Raw genomic sequence first — 19434 nt, forward strand, 5'->3', positions numbered from 1 at the left:
AGAGGGCTCGGCCCGACCCGTGGATGCGCGATAGGAAGCTTCTCATGGAGGCAGATGGAACCGGTTCCTAGGTCGCGCGTTGCCCTCCCACAATTGCAAGCGGCGAATTCTCGCCGCTCAGAGGGAAGCTCCAGATGACCGTTAAGACCGCTGTATTGCCGATCAGTTCGTCGATGAAGACCCGCCTGGCGTTCGCCGCGGGCGTGCTGGCTCTGGTCGCCATGCCGCATTTTGCGCAGGCGCAGGGCGTATTCCGGGGTGGTGAGCAGGGTGCCAACCAAGGTTACCGTGACGGCAATCGCGCCGCCGGACCGGTCGGCGGTGTGGTCGGTGGCGCAGTTGGCCTTGGCGTCGGCGCGGCCGTGGGCGGCGTCAAGGGCGTGCTCGGTATTCCCGAGGGTCGACGGACACAGTGCCGCGGCTATTACAACCGCCATGGCAAATTCCGCTGCTATCGCTAAGCGGATATTGATTTGAAATGAAAATGGCCCGGTTCAAACCGGGCCATTTTTGTTATCAGCGATTTCAGTTTTTCAGTTTGTAGCCGGTCTTGAAAATCCACCAGACGACCAACATGCAGATCACCAGGAACATGCAGGTGACGCCGATGCTCCAGCCGACGCTGACGTCGGAGATCTCGTAGAAGCTCCAGCGGAAGCCGCTGATCAGATACACGACCGGATTGAGTAGCGTGACGGTCCGCCAGCCCGACGGCAGCATACTGACGGAGTAGAAGCTTCCGCCCAGGAAGGTTAGCGGCGTCACCACCAGCAGCGGGATCGCCTGCAGTTTCTCGAAACCATCGGCCCAGATGCCGATGATGAAGCCGAACAGGCTGAATGTGACGGCCGTGAGCACGAGGAAGGTCAGCATCCACCACGGGTGCAGAATGTGCAGCGGCACGAACAGTCCGGCAGTGGCCAGAATGATCAGGCCCAGCAGGATCGACTTGGTCGCGGCGGCGCCGACATAGCCAAGCACAACCTCCACATAGGACACCGGCGCCGACAGCAATTCATAGATCGTGCCGGTGAATTTGGGGAAGTAGATGCCGAAGGAGGCGTTGGAAATGCTCTGCGTGAGTACTGACAACATCACCAGGCCAGGCACGATGAAGGTACCGTAGCTGACGCCCTCGATGGAGGTGATGCGCGAGCCGATCGCGGCGCCGAACACCACGAAATACAGCGACGTGGAGATCACCGGCGAGACAATGCTCTGCAGCACGGTGCGCCAGGTGCGCGCCATTTCGAACAGATAGATGGCGCGGACAGCTCTGAAGTTCATGTTACTTCCTCACCAGGCTGACGAAGATGTCTTCGAGCGAGCTCTGCGTGGTGTCGAGATCGGAGAAGCGGATGCCGGATTCGCGGAGATCGCCGAGCAGGCTGGTGATCCCGGTGCGCTCGCTCTTGGTGTCGTAGCTGTAGATCAACTGATGGCCGTCCGCTGCCAGTTCGAGGTTGTAGTGAGCCAGGCTGGCTGGAATCTCCGTGACCTTGCCTTGCAGATACAGCTTGAGCTGCTTCTTGCCGAGCTGCTCCATCAGCTTGGTCTTTTCCTCGATCAGGATGATCTCGCCTTTGTTGATGACGCCGATGCGGTCGGCCATCTCCTCGGCTTCTTCAATGTAATGCGTGGTGAGGATGACCGTGACGCCGGCAGCGCGCAGCGTGCGCACGACTTCCCACATGCCCTTGCGCAATTCGACGTCGACGCCGGCAGTCGGCTCATCGAGAAACAGGATCTGCGGTTCGTGCGACAGCGCCTTGGCGATCATCACGCGGCGCTTCATGCCGCCGGACAGCGTGATGATCTTGTTATCCTTCTTGTCCCACAGCGAGAGGTCTTTCAGGATTTTCTCGATCAGCGCCGGGTTCTTCGGTTTGCCGAACAGGCCGCGGCTGAAACTGACCGTGGCCCAAACCGATTCGAAGGCGTCGGTGTGCAGTTCCTGCGGCACCAGCCCGATCAGCGACCGCGCGGCGCGATAGTCCCGGGCGATGTCGTGACCATCGACCATGACCTTGCCGGAGGTGGCATTGGCGATGCCACAGATGATGCTGATCATCGTCGTCTTGCCGGCGCCGTTCGGCCCCAGCAGCGCGAAGATCTCGCCGCGGTTGATGTCCAGGTCGATACCCTTCAGGGCCGTAAAGCCCGAGGCATAGCTCTTGGTCAGATTAGAAACGGAAATGATGGGTGACATCGGCGATATGATCGTTCGAAAAGGGGAAGGCAGAGGACCGGGCGGTCATACCGGGACGCACGAACGGCGCAGCCGAAACGGCTTTGTCGGGCGCGGGGTGCGTACATAGGAATGAAGATGCGCCGGCGCAATCGCGGAACAGGCGATTTTAGGGCTATTCTGCGGCTTCGTAGTCGATCTCGACAATCGTGCCACCGTCGGCCGCATCGGCAAATGCAGGGTCGCTGGTTAATTGCTCGATGGTGCGCGGCGTCGGAAGGCCGCTTGAGCCGTCCAGATTGCGCCAGTCTCCGGCCGCGTATTCGAGCGTTTCCTCGGCTTCCTCGATCGCTTCATCGAGGGTGTCGCCGGAGGTGACGATGCCGGGCAGGTCGGGAAAGGAAACGTTGAAGATACCGCTGGCATCCTTCTGAATGAGCGCGATGTAGACCGGCATTGTCAGACGCGTTCCACGAAACTGTCGACGACCTTCTTCTCACCCGCCTTCTCGAACACGATGGTGAGCTTGTTGCCGTCGATCTTGGTCACACTGCCGTAGCCGAATTTCTGATGGAAAACGCGGTCCTGCAGCGTGAAGTCGGACTCCGTGCCGGTGGATTTCGCGATCAACTCGCCCTCGATAGTCATCGGCCGCTTGTTCCGCGATGAAGAGGAGCCGCCGAAAGGCGACTGGCCTTCGCTGAAGCCGCTGCCGCCCTGTCCACCGCCGCGTGAACGATTGGCCTGCGCGCGCTGCCAGCCCGGTGTCGAGTAGCTCGATCCGAACGATTCCACGTTGTCGAAGCGCGACGCGCCGTAGCCTCCGGCGCCGCCCCAGCCCGAACCGCCCTTTGATTCCGTGATCTCGACATTGGCTGCCGGCAATTCATCGAGGAAGCGCGACGGCATCGTCGTGTTCCAAGTGCCATGAATGCGCCGGTTGGTGGCGAAATAGAGTTTGGCGCGGCGGCGCGCGCGGGTGATGCCGACATGGGCGAGGCGGCGTTCTTCCTCGAGCCCGGCGCGGCCCTGATCGTCGAGTGCCCGCTGATGCGGAAACAGGCCTTCCTCCCAGCCGGGTAAAAATACGTTGTCGAATTCGAGGCCTTTGGCGGAATGCAGCGTCATCACCGACACGGCATCCTCGTCTGCACCGCCCTCGCGGTCCATCACCAGCGAGATGTGTTCGAGGAATCCCTGCAGGTTCTCGAACTCCTCCATCGAGCGCACCAGTTCCTTGAGGTTTTCAAGGCGGCCGGCAGCATCGGCGGAGCGATCCTTCTGCCACATATCGGTGTAGCCGCTTTCGTCGAGCACGACTTCGGCGAGTTCGGTATGCGGCATCACTTCGCTTTGCTTGCGCCAGCGTTCGAAGCTCATCATCAGGTCGCGCAGGCTGCCGCGCGCCTTCGGTTTCATCTCGTCAGTCTCGACAACCTGACGTGCAGCCTCCGACAGCGGAATGCGACGCCGGCGGGCATGATCGTGCAGCATCTGCACCGTGGCATCGCCGAGGCCGCGCTTGGGCACATTGACGATGCGCTCGAAGGCGAGATCGTCGGCCGGCGAATTGATCACGCGCAGATAGGCCAGTGCGTCGCGGATTTCGGCGCGCTCATAGAAGCGCGGGCCGCCAATGACCCGATAGGGCAGGCCGAGCGTGACGAAGCGATCTTCAAACTCGCGCATCTGGAACGAGGCGCGCACCAGGATCGCGATGTCGTTGAGTTTGTTGCCCTCGTGCTGCAACTGTTCGATCTCTTCACCGATCGCACGGGCTTCCTCCTCGGAATCCCATGAGCCGGTGACGGTGACCTTCTCGCCATCGACGTCCTCGGTGCGCAGCGTTTTGCCGAGACGTCCCTCGTTATGCGCGATCAGATGCGAGGCCGCGGCGAGGATATGGCCGGTCGAACGATAGTTGCGCTCCAGCCGGACGACCTTGGCGCCGGGAAAATCATGTTCGAAGCGAAGGATGTTGTCGACCTCGGCGCCGCGCCAGCCATAGATCGACTGATCGTCGTCGCCGACGCAGCAGATGTTCTTGAGCGGTGCGGTCGGTTTGTTATCTGCTGATGGCGCGTCCGCTTCCGGCAGCACACGCTGCCCCGGCGCCTGCGACAGCAGCCGCAGCCACAGATACTGCGCGACGTTGGTGTCCTGATATTCGTCGACGAGGATATATTTGAAGCGCTGCTGATACTGTTTCAGCACGTCCGGATGCTCGCGGAACAGCCGGATACATTCCAGCAGGAGGTCGCCGAAATCCGCGGCGTTGAGTGTCTTCAATCGATCCTGATAGGCGGCGTAGAGCTTGCCGCCTTTGCCATTGCCGAACACGGCGGCTTCGCCTGACGGCACCTGCGATGGCGTTAGTCCCCTGTTCTTCCAACCGTCGATCAGGTTCGCCAGCATTCGCGCCGGCCAGCGTTTGTCGTCGATATTGTCAGCCTGCAGGAGCTGCTTGAGCAGTCGGATCTGGTCGTCGGTGTCGAGCACCGTGAAATTGGATTTCAACTGCACCAGTTCGGCATGCGTGCGCAGGATGCGGCCACCGATCGAGTGGAAGGTGCCAAGCCACGGCATGCCCTCGACCGCCTGGCCGAGCATGATGCCGAGCCGGTGCTTCATCTCCCGCGCGGCCTTGTTGGTGAAGGTCACCGACAGGATTTCACCGGGCCGCGCACGGCCCATGCTGAGGATATGGGCGATCCGCGAGGTCAAAACCTTGGTCTTGCCGGTGCCGGCACCTGCGAGCACGAGGACAGGGCCGTCGAGGGTCTCGACGGCGTCGCGCTGCTCCGGATTGAGCCCGCTCAGATACTGTGCCGCTGGCGCCGCAGCAGCGCGCGCACGCGCGCCAATGCCGCCCGCCGCCGGTTGGTAGGCAGGGAGATCGTTGGCGGGCATTTTGCGTGCGTCACTCATGCGAATCGTATTCCGCCCACGTTGGCACCGTGGGGCCTTAAAGGGGAGCCTTCTTAGCAGGATAGGAGGGCATATAGGAGCGAGAGGCTTCTGGCGACAGACTTATCCCCGCATGGGGCTCATCTGACGCCCGTCGGCACGCAGGAGCGCTCTCATTTCAGTGATGTTGGCTGGTACGTGGGTCGGGAACTTTCGTTTTCGCTCCGGCTTGTTTCAGCATCAAGCGCGACGGCGAATGCCGCGTCAAAAACCAAAAACTGAGGTTTGTGCCATGTTCAGCTGGGTCGTTACCTTCCTCGTCATTGCTCTCATTGCCGGCATTCTCGGCTTTGGCGGTGTCGCCGGCGCCTCCATCGAAATCGCCAAGGCGATCTTCTTCATCGCCATCGTCCTGTTCCTGATCTCGGCCGTTGTAGGCCTCGTCCGCGGCCGCACGCGGGTCTGACGGTTATTTCTTCGAGGGCATCCCGATCGATCGGCCGATGCCCTCGGGACGATCTACGGATCGGTGCGCATTGGCCAGCGCCTGCACGCGGGCGCTGATATCAGGCGGAAACGGCGCAACCTTCCGGGCCGTCATGTCCATGTGGAGCGTCATGTTTTCCGACGTCGCCGACAGCCATCCCTCCGTGGCGTGGCGCAACTCCTTGAAGGTGTGAATGCGCTTGTCGTCCGCGGCGACAATCAGGATCGACACCTGCGCGGGATCCCCCAGATGAATCTCCCTGACATAGCGAACATGGCACTCAGCCGTGAAAGTCGAGTTGTTGCGGGCCTTCATATATTCGGGGCCGATCCCGATCTTGAGCCAAAGGTCGTCGATCGCCCGGTCGAACAGCACGTTGTAATAGGCCATGTTGAGATGGCCATTATAGTCGATCCATTGCGGTTCGATCTGCATGACATGCGCCCGGAAAGGGACGGATTGCAGCAGCAGATCGTCGGTTGGCTCAATCATCGGTAATTCCTGTCCCGCTCTCACGTCTCTTGACCCGTTATACAACCTTTGCCACGGTCCCGCCGCGTCGGAGGGACTGCTGTGGCTAGTATTGCGAACAATTTGAAACGTCCGCAGCCGAAGGCCTTGGCCACGGCGCTTGAAGCGCTGACGGCACGTTTTGGTAATCGGCTGGTGACGTCGCAGTCGGTTCGCGAGCAGCATGGCCATACCACGACATGGCTTGCCAATCAGCCGCCGGATGGCGTCGTGTTCGCGCAGGAAACCGCGGATATCCAGGACGTGGTCCGGATTTGTGCAGCGAACAAAGTTCCGGTGATCGCATTCGGCACCGGCACGTCGCTGGAAGGTCAGGTCAATGCGCCGGCAGGCGGCATTTGCATCGACATGCGCGACATGAACCAGATTCTGGAAGTGCACAGCGAAGACCTCGACTGCGTGATTCAGCCCGGCGTTACGCGCAAGGCGCTCAACGAAAATCTGCGCGATCAAGGCCTGTTCTTCCCGATCGATCCCGGTGCCGATGCGTCGCTTGGCGGCATGGCGTCGACGCGCGCTTCCGGCACTAACGCGGTGCGTTACGGGACGATGCGCGACAACGTGCTCGCGCTCAAGGTCGTGCGCGCCGATGGTGAGATCATCAAGACGGGCACCCGCGCGAAGAAGTCTTCGGCTGGCTACGACCTGACGCATCTGTTTGTCGGCGCCGAGGGCACATTGGGTATTATCAGCGAGTTGACCGTCAAGCTGCGTGGCATTCCTGAAACCATGGCTGCTGCGTCATGTTCGTTCGCCACGGTGGCAGGCGCCTGTCAGGCGACGATTCTCGCGATTCAGACCGGCATTCCCGTTGCAAGGATTGAGCTGTTGAACGAGGCACAAGTGCGTGCCTGTAATGCCTATTCCAAGCTGACACTGCCGGAAACGCCGCTGCTGCTGCTGGAATTTCATGGCAGCGAGGCCGAAGTCGCCGAGCAGTCGCGGAATTTTCACGAGATCGCACTGGAATGTGGCGGTGGTGATTTCTCCTGGACGACGAAGCCGGAGGATCGCACCAAGCTCTGGCAGGCCCGTCACGATGCCTATTGGTCGGTGAAGAGCCTGCGACCGGGTTCCGATGTCGCGGCCACCGACGTCTGCGTGCCGATTTCCAAACTCGCGGAATGTGTCGCTGCGACGGAAGAGGATCTCGCGCGGCTCGGCCTGCTGGCGCCCATCGTCGGCCACGTCGGCGATGGCAACTTTCATTGCTCGATGGTCTGCGATCGTAATGACGCCAACGAGGTCGCCCGCGCGGAGGACTTCATGCACCGCCTCGCTCAACGGGCGCAGGCGATGGGGGGCACCTGCACGGGTGAACATGGCATCGGGCAAGGCAAGCAAAAGTACATGCAGGCCGAACTGGGCAGTGAGGCGCTCGACGCCATGCGGGCGCTCAAGAATGCGCTCGATCCCGACAATATCTTCAATCCGGGGAAAATCCTGCCGCAGGCGTGACGCCAGGTTGCCGTATCCGGTCAGGCCGAATGCGGGCAGGAAAATTCGGCAGCAGCGATAATGCTTAACTATTCTTAAAAAGTTTAAAGTTGTGGATATAATTATATACCAGCATGGATTGCGCTTTTCGGCTACGGAAGGTGCGATCAAAAAGCTTTGACGCAGAATGCGTCCAATAAAAAGGCATCATCCGATGCGGCTACCGTTTTTCTATGGTTGGGTCATCGTCGCCGTCACGTTCGTTTCCATGGCCATCGGGGTCAATGCGCGGACATCGTTCTCGCTGTTCTTCCCGCCAATTCTCCAGGAGTTCGGCTGGGACCGTGGCGTCACCGCCGGTGCCTTTTCATTCGGCTTTCTGATTTCAGCGATCATGAGCCCGCTGATGGGCAGGCTGATGGACCGCGGCGGCCCGCGAGCCGTCATGGAACTTGGCACGGTGCTGATGGCTGCTGGCCTGTTGCTGGCGCCGCTGACGACGCAGCCGTGGCATCTCTATCTGACTATCGGCGTTCTGGTCGGCGCAGGCAGCGTCTGCCTCGGCTATTCCGGACAATCGCTGTTTCTGCCGAACTGGTTCAGCCGCAAGCGCGGCCTCGCGGTCGGCCTCGCATTCGCCGGCGTCGGCATCGGCTCTGTGACCGTGCTTCCCTGGGTGCAGGTGATGATCGAGCAGACCGGTTGGCGCACGGCCTGCACAGCGGTCGGGCTCGTGGTGCTGGTCGTGCTCGTGCCGATCAATTTGCTGTTGCGCAAACGCCCGCAGGACATGGGGCTCTTGCCGGACGGCGATCAGGCGCCGACCTCGTCGGCGAAGCATGTCTCCAATGTGGTTGACCCGGTTTGGGCCAGTATCGACTGGACCCTGGCACGCGCCATACGAACGGCGCGGTTCTGGTGGCTCGCGCTCGGCCTGTTCGGTGGGCTGTATGCCTGGTATGCCGTCCAGGTCCATCAAACCAAGTATCTGCTCGACATCGGCTTTACGCCGGGTGTCGCCGCCTGGGCGCTCGGTATGGTCAGTCTGTTCGGTGTGCCCGGCCAGATATTTCTGGGCCATCTGTCCGATCGCATCGGCCGCGAATGGATCTGGACTGTCAGCGGTGTCGGTTTCGCAATCTGCTTTGCGTCCCTGATTGCGCTGGAGTCCGTGCCGAGTCTGGCACTCGTCTATGTCATGGTGATCTCGCAGGGCCTGCTGGGCTATGGCGTGACGTCCATCATGGGTGCCGTGGTTTCCGAGATTTTCCAGGGCGAGCATTTTGGCAGTATTTTCGGCACCCTTATGCTGGCCGCGCTGGCCGGCGGCGCCGCCGGTCCCTTGGTGACGGGTGTCCTGCACGACCACTTTGGTACCTATACGCCTGCATTTGCCCTTGGAATCGCAGTCAGCTTCCTTGCGACCTTCGCGGTCTGGATGGCGTCGCCGGGCAAGGTGAGGGCGGTGGCCGGACGTTTGCACCGCGCCCATGGCGCCGCGAAACCGCTGGAGCAGGGTGCTTCGACTTGATCGAAGCCGGGCGATTTGCCGCAAGCGGATGGCGAGGGATGGCTGATTGGGCCATGTATTGCGTGCTGTGACTTCGCCACAGTTGGTTCTATAAATAGATGCGTTCCCGCGTATTTCTGCGTGGCCATGCAACGTCTGTAAGGCGTATTGCCCGGTGACGTGTTGCAATGCACTTTGCCTGGCAGGCAGGCGGACATTCTGCCGGAACGCTTGAGGGGAGATTCGGTGCAGACGACACTGCTCGGCCTGGCAATTGCATTTATCCTGGCGCTGGTTGCTGCTCTGGTCGGGCCCTATTTCGTCGACTGGAATCAGTTCCGCCCGCAATTCGAGGCTGAAGCCACGCGCGTGGTCGGTGCGCCCGTTCGCGTCAGCGGCGGGCTGGAGGCGCGGCTGCTGCCGGCGCCGTCGCTGCGGCTGCAGTCGATCACGGTGGGCAGTCCCAACGATCTCGGCAGGATCCGTGCAGACAATCTCGATGTGGAATTCAGCCTGAGTTCGCTGATGCGCGGCGAATGGCGCGCGACAGAACTCACCATCGGCGGCGCTGCGGTCGATCTCGGCCTCAATGCGCAGGGGCGTATCGAACTTCCGGCTTCCACAGGGCCATTCAATCTTGGCGCGCTGGCGATAGATCGGTTGAACGTCACCGGTCGTGCCGCACTCCATGATGCTGCGAGCAAAAGCACGCTCGAATTCTACGATGTCGCCTTCAGCGGCGATGTTCGCTCATTGGCGGCCGGCGCCATGCGCGGCGACGGCAATTTCCTGTTGTCGGGCGCGCGCTATCCGTTCCGTTTGTCCTCCGGGCCGACCGGTGACGGCAACGGCACGCGCGTTCGTTTTACTGTCGACCCCGGCGAGAAGCCCTTGTCCGTCGATCTCGATGGCGTGCTCAACTTCGACAATCGCACGCCACGCTTCGACGGCGCATTGACTCTCGCAAGCCCAGCCGGCCTGAAGGCGAATGGCGCGGGCGATCAACCGCCGACGCCGTGGCGAGTCTTCGCCAAGGTCAAGGCCGATCCGGCCTCTGCGCATATGGAAGCGCTTGAAGCCAGCTATGGCGCAGAAGAGACCGCTTTCAGGTTCGCTGGTCTTGCTGACATGCGCTTTGGCGCTTCGCCGCTGCTTCATGCGGTGCTGTCGGCAAAGCAGCTTGATGCCGACCGCCTGCTCTCCAGGGATCAAGCGACCAACGATGCCGTCACACCGTTGCCGGTGCTACGCAGGCTGCTGGCGAGCATGCCGATGGTGCCCTTCGCCACACAGATCGAGATTGGCGTGGAGCAGATCATGCTCGGCGGAAAGCCTGTGCAGAATATCGGCGCTGACCTGCGTAGCGATGCAGCAACATGGACGGTCGATCGTCTCGAGTTTCGCGCGCCAGGCGCGACCCGCGTCACGTTGAGCGGCGGCGCAGCACAGCCAGGTGCATCGAGCGGCTTCAAGGGGGCGATCGCGGTCGAGTCGTCCGATCCGGATGCGCTTGCTGCGTGGCTCAAGGGCCGAACCGACATTGGCTTGCGCAATCAGAAGCCGCTACGCATTCGCGGCAATATTACTTCGATGTCCAATCGCCTGGCCATCGAGGCACTCAAGGCGGAGATCGACGGTGGAACGGTCGAAGGTCGTGCTGCATATTCGTATCCGTCGGCCGCTGGCGGCTCCCGCTTCGATGCCGACCTGAAGGCCGACCGGCTCGATCTCGACGCAGCGGTGGCTTTGATCCGATCACTTGGCGAGCCGCAGGCCGAGTGGCCAGATGCAGGGCAGATGTCACTCGATATCGCGCGTGCTGTGTCAGCCGGGCAGGAGATGCGTCCGTTCGTGGCGCAACTGGCCTACAGCCCAAAGACGATCTTGATCGATCGCTTCAAAGTCGGTGAAGCCACCGGCCTGATGCTCGACGGCCGCGCTTCGTTCGATCGCATGGAGGCCACGGGCGGACTGACACTCAACGCCACATCCGCATCGATGAGTCAGATCAGCAACATGCTTATGCCGCTTGCGCCATCTGTTGCGTCGAGGCTTAACTCCATGGCTGCAGCGCCCGGCGCGGTTCGCGTCAAACTATCGCTCGATCTGGCAAAGGATCAACAGCGCGCCGATCGCACAAATGCGCGCGCCGTATTCGATATCGATGCGTCGCAGGTGAAGGGGACGACGACCTTGACCGCATCTCTTCCCATAGCGGCGATGCGTGGCGTCGACCTCAATGAGCTGTCGCGCAGCGATGTGGCACTCGAGTCCAAATTGGCCGGGCAGGGTGGACCACTTCTCGCATTGCTGGGTCTGAGTAACGTGATCGCCGCAAGCGACGCCATTGTGAATTTCGAAGGATCGGCAAAAGGACAATGGCGCGCGCCGCTGCGCGTCACGGCAAAACTGTCTGGCACGGATGTCGATGCCGATGTTCAGGGCAGTGCGGAGCCTTGGGCGGGATCACCGAAAGCATCGCTCACGCTTGCGATACGCCGCGCCAATCTGGCGCCGCTGGTCGCTCTCAAGCCGTCGGATGCCGTCGTGCAGAATGTCAGCCTGTCATCGCGGCTCACATTGAACGGCGACAAAGTTACGTTGGAAGATATCGACAGTACGCTGGCTGGTTCACGCGTGCGCGGCCGTATTGCGCTGACGCTTGGTGCCGAGAAAGCCGTCGATGGTCAGATCGGCATGGATGCGATCGAACTCGGGCCGGCCTTCGGCTTTGCTATAGGCACGAGAGGTCGCGATGCCACGGATCCGCTCGGGCATGGTGTGCTGCAGGGATGGCGCGGGCAATTGGCCTTTCAGGCGCTGCGCGGGACGTTGCCCGGCGGTGTTGAATTGCGTCCCATCAGTGGCACTGTGAAGAGTGATGGCCAGGCCCTGACGATCGATACGATCAAGGGGGCTGTCGGTGGCGGCGAGATCACGGCTGATGTCGATCTCAAGCCATCGATCACCGGATATGCGCTTGGCGCCCGCGTGCAATTTTCCGGCGTAGATGGAGCAGCGTTGCGCTATCGCTCTCTGACAATGCCCGCGGGCAAGACGTCGCTGCGGATGACGCTGGCCAGTCAGGGGCGCAGTGCCTCGGCTCTGGAAGGCGCATTGTCCGGCAGTGGATTGCTGACGATCGACGGGGCGCGCATCAATGGCCTCGATCCACGTGCGTTCGACATTGCCATTCGCGCCAGCGATTCCGGGCAGGCGACGAATGACGCCAAGTTGCGTCAGATCGTCGATACCGCGATCACCGGCGGTGCATTGTCCGTAGCTTCGGTGCAGGTGCCGTTCAGTATCAAGGACAGCCGTCTGCGCGTTGGTGCGACGACACTCGATGGCGAAGGAGGGCGTGCGATTGTGTCCGGAGGTTACGATATCGTTGCCGACCAGGTGGATATGCGCGCGACATTGACCGGCACGAGCGCGGGGACGTCGAGCGTTCGACCGGAAGTTCAGATCTTCGCAGTGGGGACGCCTGACAAGCTCGATCGCACGCTAGATGTGGCGGCGCTATCATCCTGGCTCGCAGTGCGCGCAATCGATCGCGAGACGCGCCGGCTTGATCTCGCTTGAACGCGGTGAGTTGCCTCCGGCGGCTGTGCCCGTTGCCGTTCCTCCGCCGTCCGCCTCGCTGCCCGTCGACACGCAGACGCCTGCGAGCGATCCACCGACAGCCTCTGCGCCCTCCGATGTACTTCTTCCCGGTCGCGATCCGCGCCGTCTTGCACCGAAGGCTGCTACGCCTCGTCCTGCGACACCGCCTGTTGCAAGTCAGCAGGTTGCGCCGCTGCCAGCACCCATTGAAGTTCGTCCGGCACCCGGTGCTGCACGCGCACCAAGGCCGAGGCTCGCGCCTCCGCTAGTACTGACACCGCCGACCGCGAGTTCAGTGCGGCCGACGTTCTGACGATGACTCAGCAAACACGACCGGCGGCGAAGCGATTCGCTTAAGGCCGGCTGTGTTTACGCCGAGAGATTGTGCTCCGGCATCCGCTGTTGCGGAACGGCACGTGTACGGAAGTAATCGAGCACGAACAGCCGAATCGCGGACGACAAATTGCCCTGCTGACGGTTTGTGTCGATCTCACCAACCAGCTCGGAAAGCGTCATGTCGCGAAGATTCTGAAATCTCCTTCATGCCGTTCCAGAACGCCTCTTCGAGACTCACGCTGGTCTTGTGACCCGCAACAACGATCGATCTCTTAACTACGGGCGATTTCATGATGCGTCCTCGCCATCGATGTGATGCTGATCCAGCACGTTGTTCGCACGGACTGTGCGCTGCTCCTGCAATGTTCGTTCTGACTTAGTTCGTCCGAAACGCACACGGTTTATATCGGCCTGTTTTGCCGATTCCTCTCGTGCAGTGCGCTTCTTGAAGCGATTGAGATTGATCAGGTCACCCATGATCGCTCCTGTCTTTAAAAAATGATGGGGTGGGAAACGTCGTCTTCACCATCCAGTAGTTGTACGAGACGAGGGTGAATTCGGTTTCGGTATCCATCCTAAAATATTCTCCGTAGTTCCAAACAAGCTCCGCAGAAAAATGAAGTCATCTACGAAGCGTAACCAGATCACCTTCTGCTGTATCACAAGGAAAAACGTCTGATATGCGACCATTCTAACCATTTAGCAGATATGAATTATAACTATTTCCTTCTGGAGTTATTCTCAACAAGCTGTGAGCAAATATTCTTGCTTACCCAGGATGTATCATTTTGGCCGGCTGAACAAGAAGATCGAACTCTGCTGCACTAACAAAACCGAGCCGCAGCGCTTCCTCTTTCAATGTCGTTCCGTTTGCATGAGCAACCTTAGCTACTTTCGCCGCGTTATCGTAACCGATTTTCGGTGCGAGTGCAGTCACGAGCATCAGTGATCGTTCCATCAACTCATGAATTCGTTTTTCATCGGCGCGAATTCCGTCGATGCAGTGCTCTGTGAAGGATCGCGCAACGTCCGCAATCAATTGGATGGACTGCATCATGCAATGGGCCATCACCGGCTTATAGACATTGAGCTCGAAGTGCCCCTGACTGCCGGCCACCGTAATTGCCGTGTGGTTACCGAATACCTGACAGCATACCATTGTCATTGCTTCACATTGTGTCGGATTTACCTTTCCAGGCATGATCGATGAGCCAGGCTCGTTCTCCGGAAGTATCAATTCGCCGAGTCCGGAACGGGGCCCGGATCCGAGCAACCGGATGTCATTTGCAATCTTAAATAGACTAGTTGCAACCGAGTTGATCGCACCGTGTGCAAACACATAGGCGTCGTTTGATGCGAGTGCTTCGAATTTGTTCGGTGCAGTGATGAAAGGCAGCTTGGTAATTGTTGCTGCGTGCTTCGCGAACAACTTCGCAAAATGAGGCTTGGAGTTGAGGCCGGTCCCGACTGCAGTTCCGCCTTGGGCGAGCGGGTAGAGATCCTTCACGACGCTTCGTAGGCGTTTGATGCCGCTTTCGATCTGTGCGGCATAGCCTGAAAACTCCTGTCCGAGCGTGAGCGGCGTCGCGTCTTGTGTATGCGTGCGTCCGATCTTCACGATCTTTGCGAAGGCTTTTTCCTTCTTGCGCAGCGCAGCATGTAGTTCGCTTAGTGCGGGGATGAGGTACTCAACAATACCCTGCGTTGCCGCAATGTGCATCGCAGTCGGAAACGAATCGTTGGATGATTGACTCATGTTGACATGGTCATTGGGATGCACTGGCTTCTTGGTGCCGCGTTCTCCGCCAAGGAGTTCGTTCGCACGATTGGCAATGACCTCATTGAGATTCATGTTGGTCTGCGTGCCGGAGCCGGTTTGCCAGACGACCAGTGGGAAGTGATCATCCAGCTTCCCGTCGATGACTTCGCGTGCCGCGCTCACAATGGCCTTTGCAAGCTTGGGCTCGAGAAGTTTGAGTTCGCGATTGGTTTCGGCCGCTGCCAGCTTGACGATGCCGAGCGCGCGAATGATCGGCATCGGCATGCGATCGTGACCGATCTTGAAATTCTGTCGCGACCGTTCCGTTTGTGCTCCCCAATAACGATCCGCTGCGACCTCGATCGGACCGAAGCTGTCGGTTTCGGTGCGGGTGATGGCAGTGGCGGAGGTCTTCGAGGATTTGGCCATGGGTACGGTCCTTGCGATGCCGCGCTCCCTGCAGAGACTTCTGGCGGGTGCGGCGCATAAGAATGGGGCCGCGCGAACGCGGCCCCGGCACCTTACAACGTCTTGCGATTATTTTTTCCGGAAGCGGTCTAAACGGACGACTTCTGCACCTTCGCCCGATTTTTGCGGTTCTTCCTCTGAAGCAGGCGCGGGCGGAGCCGGAGGGGCGGCGAGAGCAGATGCCGCAGTGGCTGCGGATGTCGCACCGGCGGCCGGGGTCTCTACAGCGGTTTCGGTTTCGAACTGCAGGCCGAACTGCACCGAGGGATCGTAGAAACTCTTGATGGCGTTGAACGGCACGACGAGGCGCTCGGGGATGCCGTTAAAGGACAGGCCGACCTCGAAGCGATCTTCGGTGACCACGAGATCCCAGAACTGATGTTGCAGGATCACTGTCATTTCCTCTGGATACTGGGCCAGCAGGCGCGGCGACAGTTTGACGCCGTCGGCCGTTGAAACGAAGGTGATAAAGAAGTGGTGCTCGCCCGGCAGGCCATGCTCGGCAGCGTCGATCAGCACGCGGCGCAGAACGCCACGGAGGGCGTCGCGCGCCAGCACATCGTATCGAATATGATCGGTTGCCATCGGTCGGTCCCGTCGCTTGTCTTGGTCATGGCCATATATGGAGTGAGGGCGAGGTCGGAGGCCGACTCGCGTCACATACTGTTCTATCTATTCTATCCCGGTCTTGACCCGAGGTCAGCAGCCGGAAAAGCTGGCGCCCTCTATATATGACGCAAATTGGACGCGATACAGCCGGGCGGTCATTTCAACCGCCGATTGGCGTGGAAACAGGCAAAAATCGATTGGCCCGATGGGCGGATGGCCCTAGTTCTGGACCATGCGTCCAAGTTCACCACAGGCTGACGCCCCCATTGCGGAACTCGCGTCGGCATCGCCGCCGGGACTGCTGACGCTGTTCGTTGCCTTTGCAAAGATGTCCCTGGCCGGTTTCGGTGGCGTTCTGGTCTGGGCGCGCCGGGCGATCGTCGACCAGCACGGCTGGATGACGCCCGAGGAATTCAACGAGACTTTTGCGCTTTGCCACTTCTTGCCCGGGCCGAATATCGTCAATCTGTCGGTTGTCTTTGGATCGCGGTTTCGCGGCGTGCCTGGCGCCATTGCAGCCTTTGCGGGATTGCTAGGTCCGCCCGTGATCATCGTGACCATTCTGGCGATCCTGTATGCACGCTTTGGGGATATCGAAGTGCTGCGGCGCACACTGGCCGGCGTCTCATGCGCTGCCGTCGGACTGCTGTTCGCGGTAATTTTCCGAATGATGCTGCCTCTTCTGAAGAAGCGTGAGCCGGTCAGCCTGGCGCTCCTGACCGCCGTTTTTGTCGCCGTTGGCGTGATGCGATGGCCATTGCCGACCGTTCTTCTGGTATCGATTCCCGTCAGTATCGGCCTGACCATGTTGATGCGACGGCGGGTGGCAGCATGAACGACGCCACCCCCGGATCGCTTGTCACGCTGGCCTGGTCGTTCGGGCTGATGTCGCTTTTTGCCGTGGGCGGCGCCAATTCGGCCATTCCCGAAATTCATCGGCTCGCGGTCGACGTCAACCACTGGATGTCTGACAAGCAGTTCGCCGATGTGTTTGCGATCTCGCAGCTGTCGCCGGGGCCGAACGTTCTCATTGTGACGCTGATCGGCTATCAGGTCGCCGGCATCCTCGGCGCGATGGTTGCAACACTCGCCATGTGCGGGCCAACGGCCGTGTTTGCTTATTTTGTCAGCCAATTGCTTGCGCGGTCGGGCCACGCGCAATGGCCGGGAATCGTACAGGCAGCGCTGGTCCCCTTATCGATAGGCCTCATGAGCGCGAGCGGGCTGGTTCTGCTTTTTGCTTCCGACACCACCTGGATGGCGTTTCTGGTAACGGGGAGTGCCGCCGTTTTGGCGTTTGCCACGCGGCTTAACCCGCTATGGTTGTTAGTTGCCGGGGGCCTTCTTGGTTTCGCTGGCGTTCTCTGACGAAAATCGCTAGCAAGCTTGACCACGGAGCCGTTGGGCGGTCTCCGAACGATGTTGTTTGGGCTAAAAGCTCGTGACAGGGGAACGTACCAATGAGTGATGCGCCGAGCCATGCGCCGGAGAAATCCATCTTACCGAGCTGGGTCAAAGGCCCTCAAGATTTTATCGGCGGCCTTGCTTTGGTGGCGATTGCTGCATTTGCTCTGTGGGCATCCAGCGATCTCCAGGGCATGCATGGCTTTTCGTTCGGAGCAGGTACCGCGCCGCGGATGTTCGGCATTCTGCTGCTGGGTCTTGGTGCAGCCGTGACCGTTGTCGGCATTTTCACAGAAGGCCCTGGGCTCTCCAAGTTCCACTGGCGCGGTCCGTTTTTTGTGGCGCTGGCCATTCTGGTTTTTGCGGTCGGCATTCGTCCGATGGGCATGATCTTCGCGGCGATGTCGAGTTTTCTGATTGCTGCGCTCGGCACGCCCGAGACGCGCTGGAAAGAAACGATCATCGTTGGCGCCTGCCTCACGGGCTTCTGCGCCTTGCTGTTCCCGTACGCGCTTGGTCTGCCGTTGCAGATGTGGCCGACATTTCTGATCCGCTGAGAACGAGGGCGTCATGGGTGATCTTTTTTCGAATCTCGGTCTTGGCTTCAGCACCGTCTTCCAGTTCGTGCAGTGGACGCCGGCGTTCCTCGGCGGAATGTCGATCCCGCTTCCGATCAATATTCTACTCTGTCTGATCGGTGCGCTGGTCGGTACGCTCGTCGGTGTGCTGCCGGGCATCGGTACCATTGCCACCGTGGCGATGTTGCTGCCGATCACGTTCGGTCTGCCGCCGGTCGGCGCGCTGATCATGCTCGCCGGCATTTATTACGGTGCGCAATATGGCGGTTCGACCACGTCGATCCTGGTCAATATTCCGGGTGAAGCGGGTTCCGTTGTGACTGCGCTCGACGGCTTCCAGATGGCGAAGCAGGGCCGTGCCGGTCCGGCGCTCGCGATTGCAGCAATCGGCTCGTTCTTTGCGGGTTGCGTTGCGACGGTCCTTATCGCTGTGCTCGGCGCGCCGCTGACCAAGCTCGCGCTTGCGTTCGGTCCTGCAGAATACTTCTCGCTGATGGTGCTCGGCCTGATCTTTGCCGTGGTGCTTGCCAAGGGCTCGGTGCTGAAGGCGATCGCGATGATCGTATTCGGTCTGCTGTTGTCGATGGTCGGTTCCGACATCGAAACCGGCGCGTCGCGCATGTCGTTCAACATTCCTGAACTTGCTGACGGCCTGGGCTTTGCCACGGTCGCCATGGGCCTGTTCGGCTTTGCTGAAATCATCCGCAACCTGGATGCGGGCGGTGAGGAAGATCGCCAGCTCGTGCAGCAGAAGGTCACGGGCCTGATGCCGACCAAGAAGGATTTGAAGGACTCTGCGCCTGCAATTCTGCGCGGCACCGTGCTCGGCTCCATTCTCGGCATTCTGCCGGGCGGCGGCGCGGTCATCGCGTCCTTCGCGGCCTATACGCTTGAGAAGAAGCTGTCGAAGGATCCGAAGCGTTTTGGTCGTGGAGCGATCGAAGGCGTTGCGGCACCGGAAAGCGCCAACAACGCCGCAGCGCAAACCTCGTTCATCCCGCTGCTCACCCTCGGCATTCCGCCGAATGCGGTGATGGCTCTGATGGTCGGCGCGATGACCATCCATGGCATCGTGCCGGGTCCGCAGGTGATGCAGAAGCAGCCGGAACTCGTCTGGGGCATGATCGCCTCGATGTGGATCGGCAACCTGATGCTGCTCGTCATCAACCTGCCGATGGTCGGCATCTGGGTTCGGCTGCTTCGTGTGCCGTATCGCCTGATGTTCCCGTCGATCGTGGTGTTCTGCAGCATCGGCATCTATTCGGTGAACAACGCACCGATGGACGTGGTGCTCGCAGGCGTGTTCGGTTTGCTCGGCTACTGGCTGATCAAGCACGACTTCGAACCGGCGCCGCTGCTGCTCGGCATGGTGCTCGGTCCGTTGATGGAAGAGAACCTGCGTCGTGCGCTGCTGATCTCGCGTGGCGACGCGACGGTGTTTTTCACCCGTCCGTTGTCGGCGACCCTGATGGCAATCTCGGCGTTCCTGCTGATCCTCGCTGTGCTTCCCGCACTGCGAAAGAAGCGCGACGAAGTCTTCGTCGAATCCGAGAGCTGACGAAGCTCTCCACGCATCTGCGTCGTTACGCCACGGCCCGAAGTCGAATAGACTTC

At 60.4% G+C, this 19434-nt stretch carries 17 protein-coding genes and 1 pseudogene; 9 read left to right on the forward strand and 9 right to left on the reverse strand.

The features are described from left to right. The first annotated feature begins 134 nt into the window (after positions 1-134). Positions 135-461 (forward strand): hypothetical protein, encoded by a 327-nt coding sequence (locus tag RSO67_RS26985; RefSeq protein WP_089268246.1) that lies wholly within the window; start codon positions 135-137, stop codon positions 459-461. 64 nt (positions 462-525) lie between these two features. On the opposite strand, the gene RSO67_RS26990 is transcribed toward RSO67_RS26985, so the two are convergent. From RSO67_RS26990 to RSO67_RS27005, 4 genes are all read right to left on the reverse strand, one after another. Beyond that, on the reverse strand, positions 526-1287 hold the full coding sequence (locus RSO67_RS26990) for an ABC transporter permease (RefSeq protein WP_093760486.1): 762 nt from the start codon (positions 1285-1287) through the stop codon (positions 526-528). A 1-nt stretch (position 1288) separates the two neighbouring features. Then, positions 1289-2209: an ABC transporter ATP-binding protein gene (locus tag RSO67_RS26995; protein ID WP_089268247.1), complete on the reverse strand. Its 921-nt coding sequence runs from the start codon at positions 2207-2209 to the stop codon at positions 1289-1291. Positions 2210-2363: 154 nt separating this feature from the next. After that, the gene (locus tag RSO67_RS27000; RefSeq protein WP_315841342.1) at positions 2364-2645 is read right to left on the reverse strand and encodes a type II toxin-antitoxin system HicB family antitoxin; all 282 of its coding nucleotides are present in this window, start codon (positions 2643-2645) and stop codon (positions 2364-2366) included. 2 nt (positions 2646-2647) lie between these two features. Further along, on the reverse strand, positions 2648-5116 hold the full coding sequence (locus tag RSO67_RS27005; protein ID WP_315841343.1) for an ATP-dependent helicase: 2469 nt from the start codon (positions 5114-5116) through the stop codon (positions 2648-2650). Between the two features lie 271 nt (positions 5117-5387). On the opposite strand from RSO67_RS27005, the gene RSO67_RS27010 reads away from it, so the two are divergent. Then, on the forward strand, positions 5388-5561 hold the full coding sequence (locus tag RSO67_RS27010; RefSeq protein ID WP_309946607.1) for a DUF1328 domain-containing protein: 174 nt from the start codon (positions 5388-5390) through the stop codon (positions 5559-5561). A 3-nt stretch (positions 5562-5564) separates the two neighbouring features. On the opposite strand, the gene RSO67_RS27015 is transcribed toward RSO67_RS27010, so the two are convergent. Continuing rightward, positions 5565-6074, reverse strand: coding sequence for a thioesterase family protein (locus tag RSO67_RS27015; RefSeq protein ID WP_315841344.1), 510 nt, complete (start codon positions 6072-6074; stop codon positions 5565-5567). Between the two features lie 81 nt (positions 6075-6155). On the opposite strand from RSO67_RS27015, the gene RSO67_RS27020 reads away from it, so the two are divergent. The 3 genes from RSO67_RS27020 to RSO67_RS27030 all read left to right on the forward strand — a co-directional run bounded on the left by RSO67_RS27020 (position 6156) and on the right by RSO67_RS27030 (position 12645). After that, positions 6156-7571: an FAD-binding oxidoreductase gene (locus RSO67_RS27020; protein ID WP_315841345.1), complete on the forward strand. Its 1416-nt coding sequence runs from the start codon at positions 6156-6158 to the stop codon at positions 7569-7571. 193 nt (positions 7572-7764) lie between these two features. Then, positions 7765-9081, forward strand: coding sequence for an MFS transporter (locus RSO67_RS27025; protein WP_315841346.1), 1317 nt, complete (start codon positions 7765-7767; stop codon positions 9079-9081). Positions 9082-9306: 225 nt separating this feature from the next. Then, the gene (locus tag RSO67_RS27030) at positions 9307-12645 is read left to right on the forward strand and encodes an AsmA-like C-terminal region-containing protein (RefSeq protein ID WP_315841347.1); all 3339 of its coding nucleotides are present in this window, start codon (positions 9307-9309) and stop codon (positions 12643-12645) included. Between the two features lie 390 nt (positions 12646-13035). On the opposite strand, the pseudogene RSO67_RS27035 reads toward RSO67_RS27030, so the two are convergent. The 4 genes and pseudogenes from RSO67_RS27035 to RSO67_RS27050 form a co-directional block, all read right to left on the reverse strand. After that, positions 13036-13294 (reverse strand): annotated as a pseudogene (locus RSO67_RS27035) (ribbon-helix-helix domain-containing protein). Next, positions 13291-13479: a DUF4169 family protein gene (locus tag RSO67_RS27040; protein WP_116660764.1), complete on the reverse strand. Its 189-nt coding sequence runs from the start codon at positions 13477-13479 to the stop codon at positions 13291-13293. The pseudogene RSO67_RS27035 and the gene RSO67_RS27040 overlap by 4 nt, the downstream one beginning before the upstream one ends. A gap of 292 nt (positions 13480-13771) precedes the next feature. After that, a complete protein-coding gene (gene fumC, locus RSO67_RS27045; RefSeq protein WP_315841348.1) occupies positions 13772-15190 on the reverse strand; it encodes a class II fumarate hydratase in 1419 nt (472 codons plus the stop codon). 108 nt (positions 15191-15298) lie between these two features. After that, positions 15299-15814 (reverse strand): SspB family protein, encoded by a 516-nt coding sequence (locus tag RSO67_RS27050; protein ID WP_315841349.1) that lies wholly within the window; start codon positions 15812-15814, stop codon positions 15299-15301. 256 nt (positions 15815-16070) lie between these two features. Between RSO67_RS27050 and RSO67_RS27055 the strand changes: the two genes are divergently transcribed. The 4 genes from RSO67_RS27055 (at position 16071) to RSO67_RS27070 (ending at position 19378) form a co-directional block, all read left to right on the forward strand. Continuing rightward, the gene (locus RSO67_RS27055) at positions 16071-16673 is read left to right on the forward strand and encodes a chromate transporter (RefSeq protein WP_315841350.1); all 603 of its coding nucleotides are present in this window, start codon (positions 16071-16073) and stop codon (positions 16671-16673) included. Beyond that, positions 16670-17206: a chromate transporter gene (locus tag RSO67_RS27060; RefSeq protein ID WP_315841351.1), complete on the forward strand. Its 537-nt coding sequence runs from the start codon at positions 16670-16672 to the stop codon at positions 17204-17206. The genes RSO67_RS27055 and RSO67_RS27060 overlap by 4 nt, the downstream gene beginning before the upstream one ends. A gap of 92 nt (positions 17207-17298) precedes the next feature. After that, entirely contained in the window at positions 17299-17799 is a 501-nt protein-coding gene (locus RSO67_RS27065) for a tripartite tricarboxylate transporter TctB family protein (protein ID WP_089268259.1), read from the forward strand. 13 nt (positions 17800-17812) lie between these two features. Then, positions 17813-19378 (forward strand): tripartite tricarboxylate transporter permease, encoded by a 1566-nt coding sequence (locus RSO67_RS27070; RefSeq protein WP_170849787.1) that lies wholly within the window; start codon positions 17813-17815, stop codon positions 19376-19378. Positions 19379-19434 lie beyond the last annotated feature (56 nt).

Source organism: Tardiphaga sp. 709, from assembly GCF_032401055.1.
GTDB lineage: Bacteria > Pseudomonadota > Alphaproteobacteria > Rhizobiales > Xanthobacteraceae > Tardiphaga.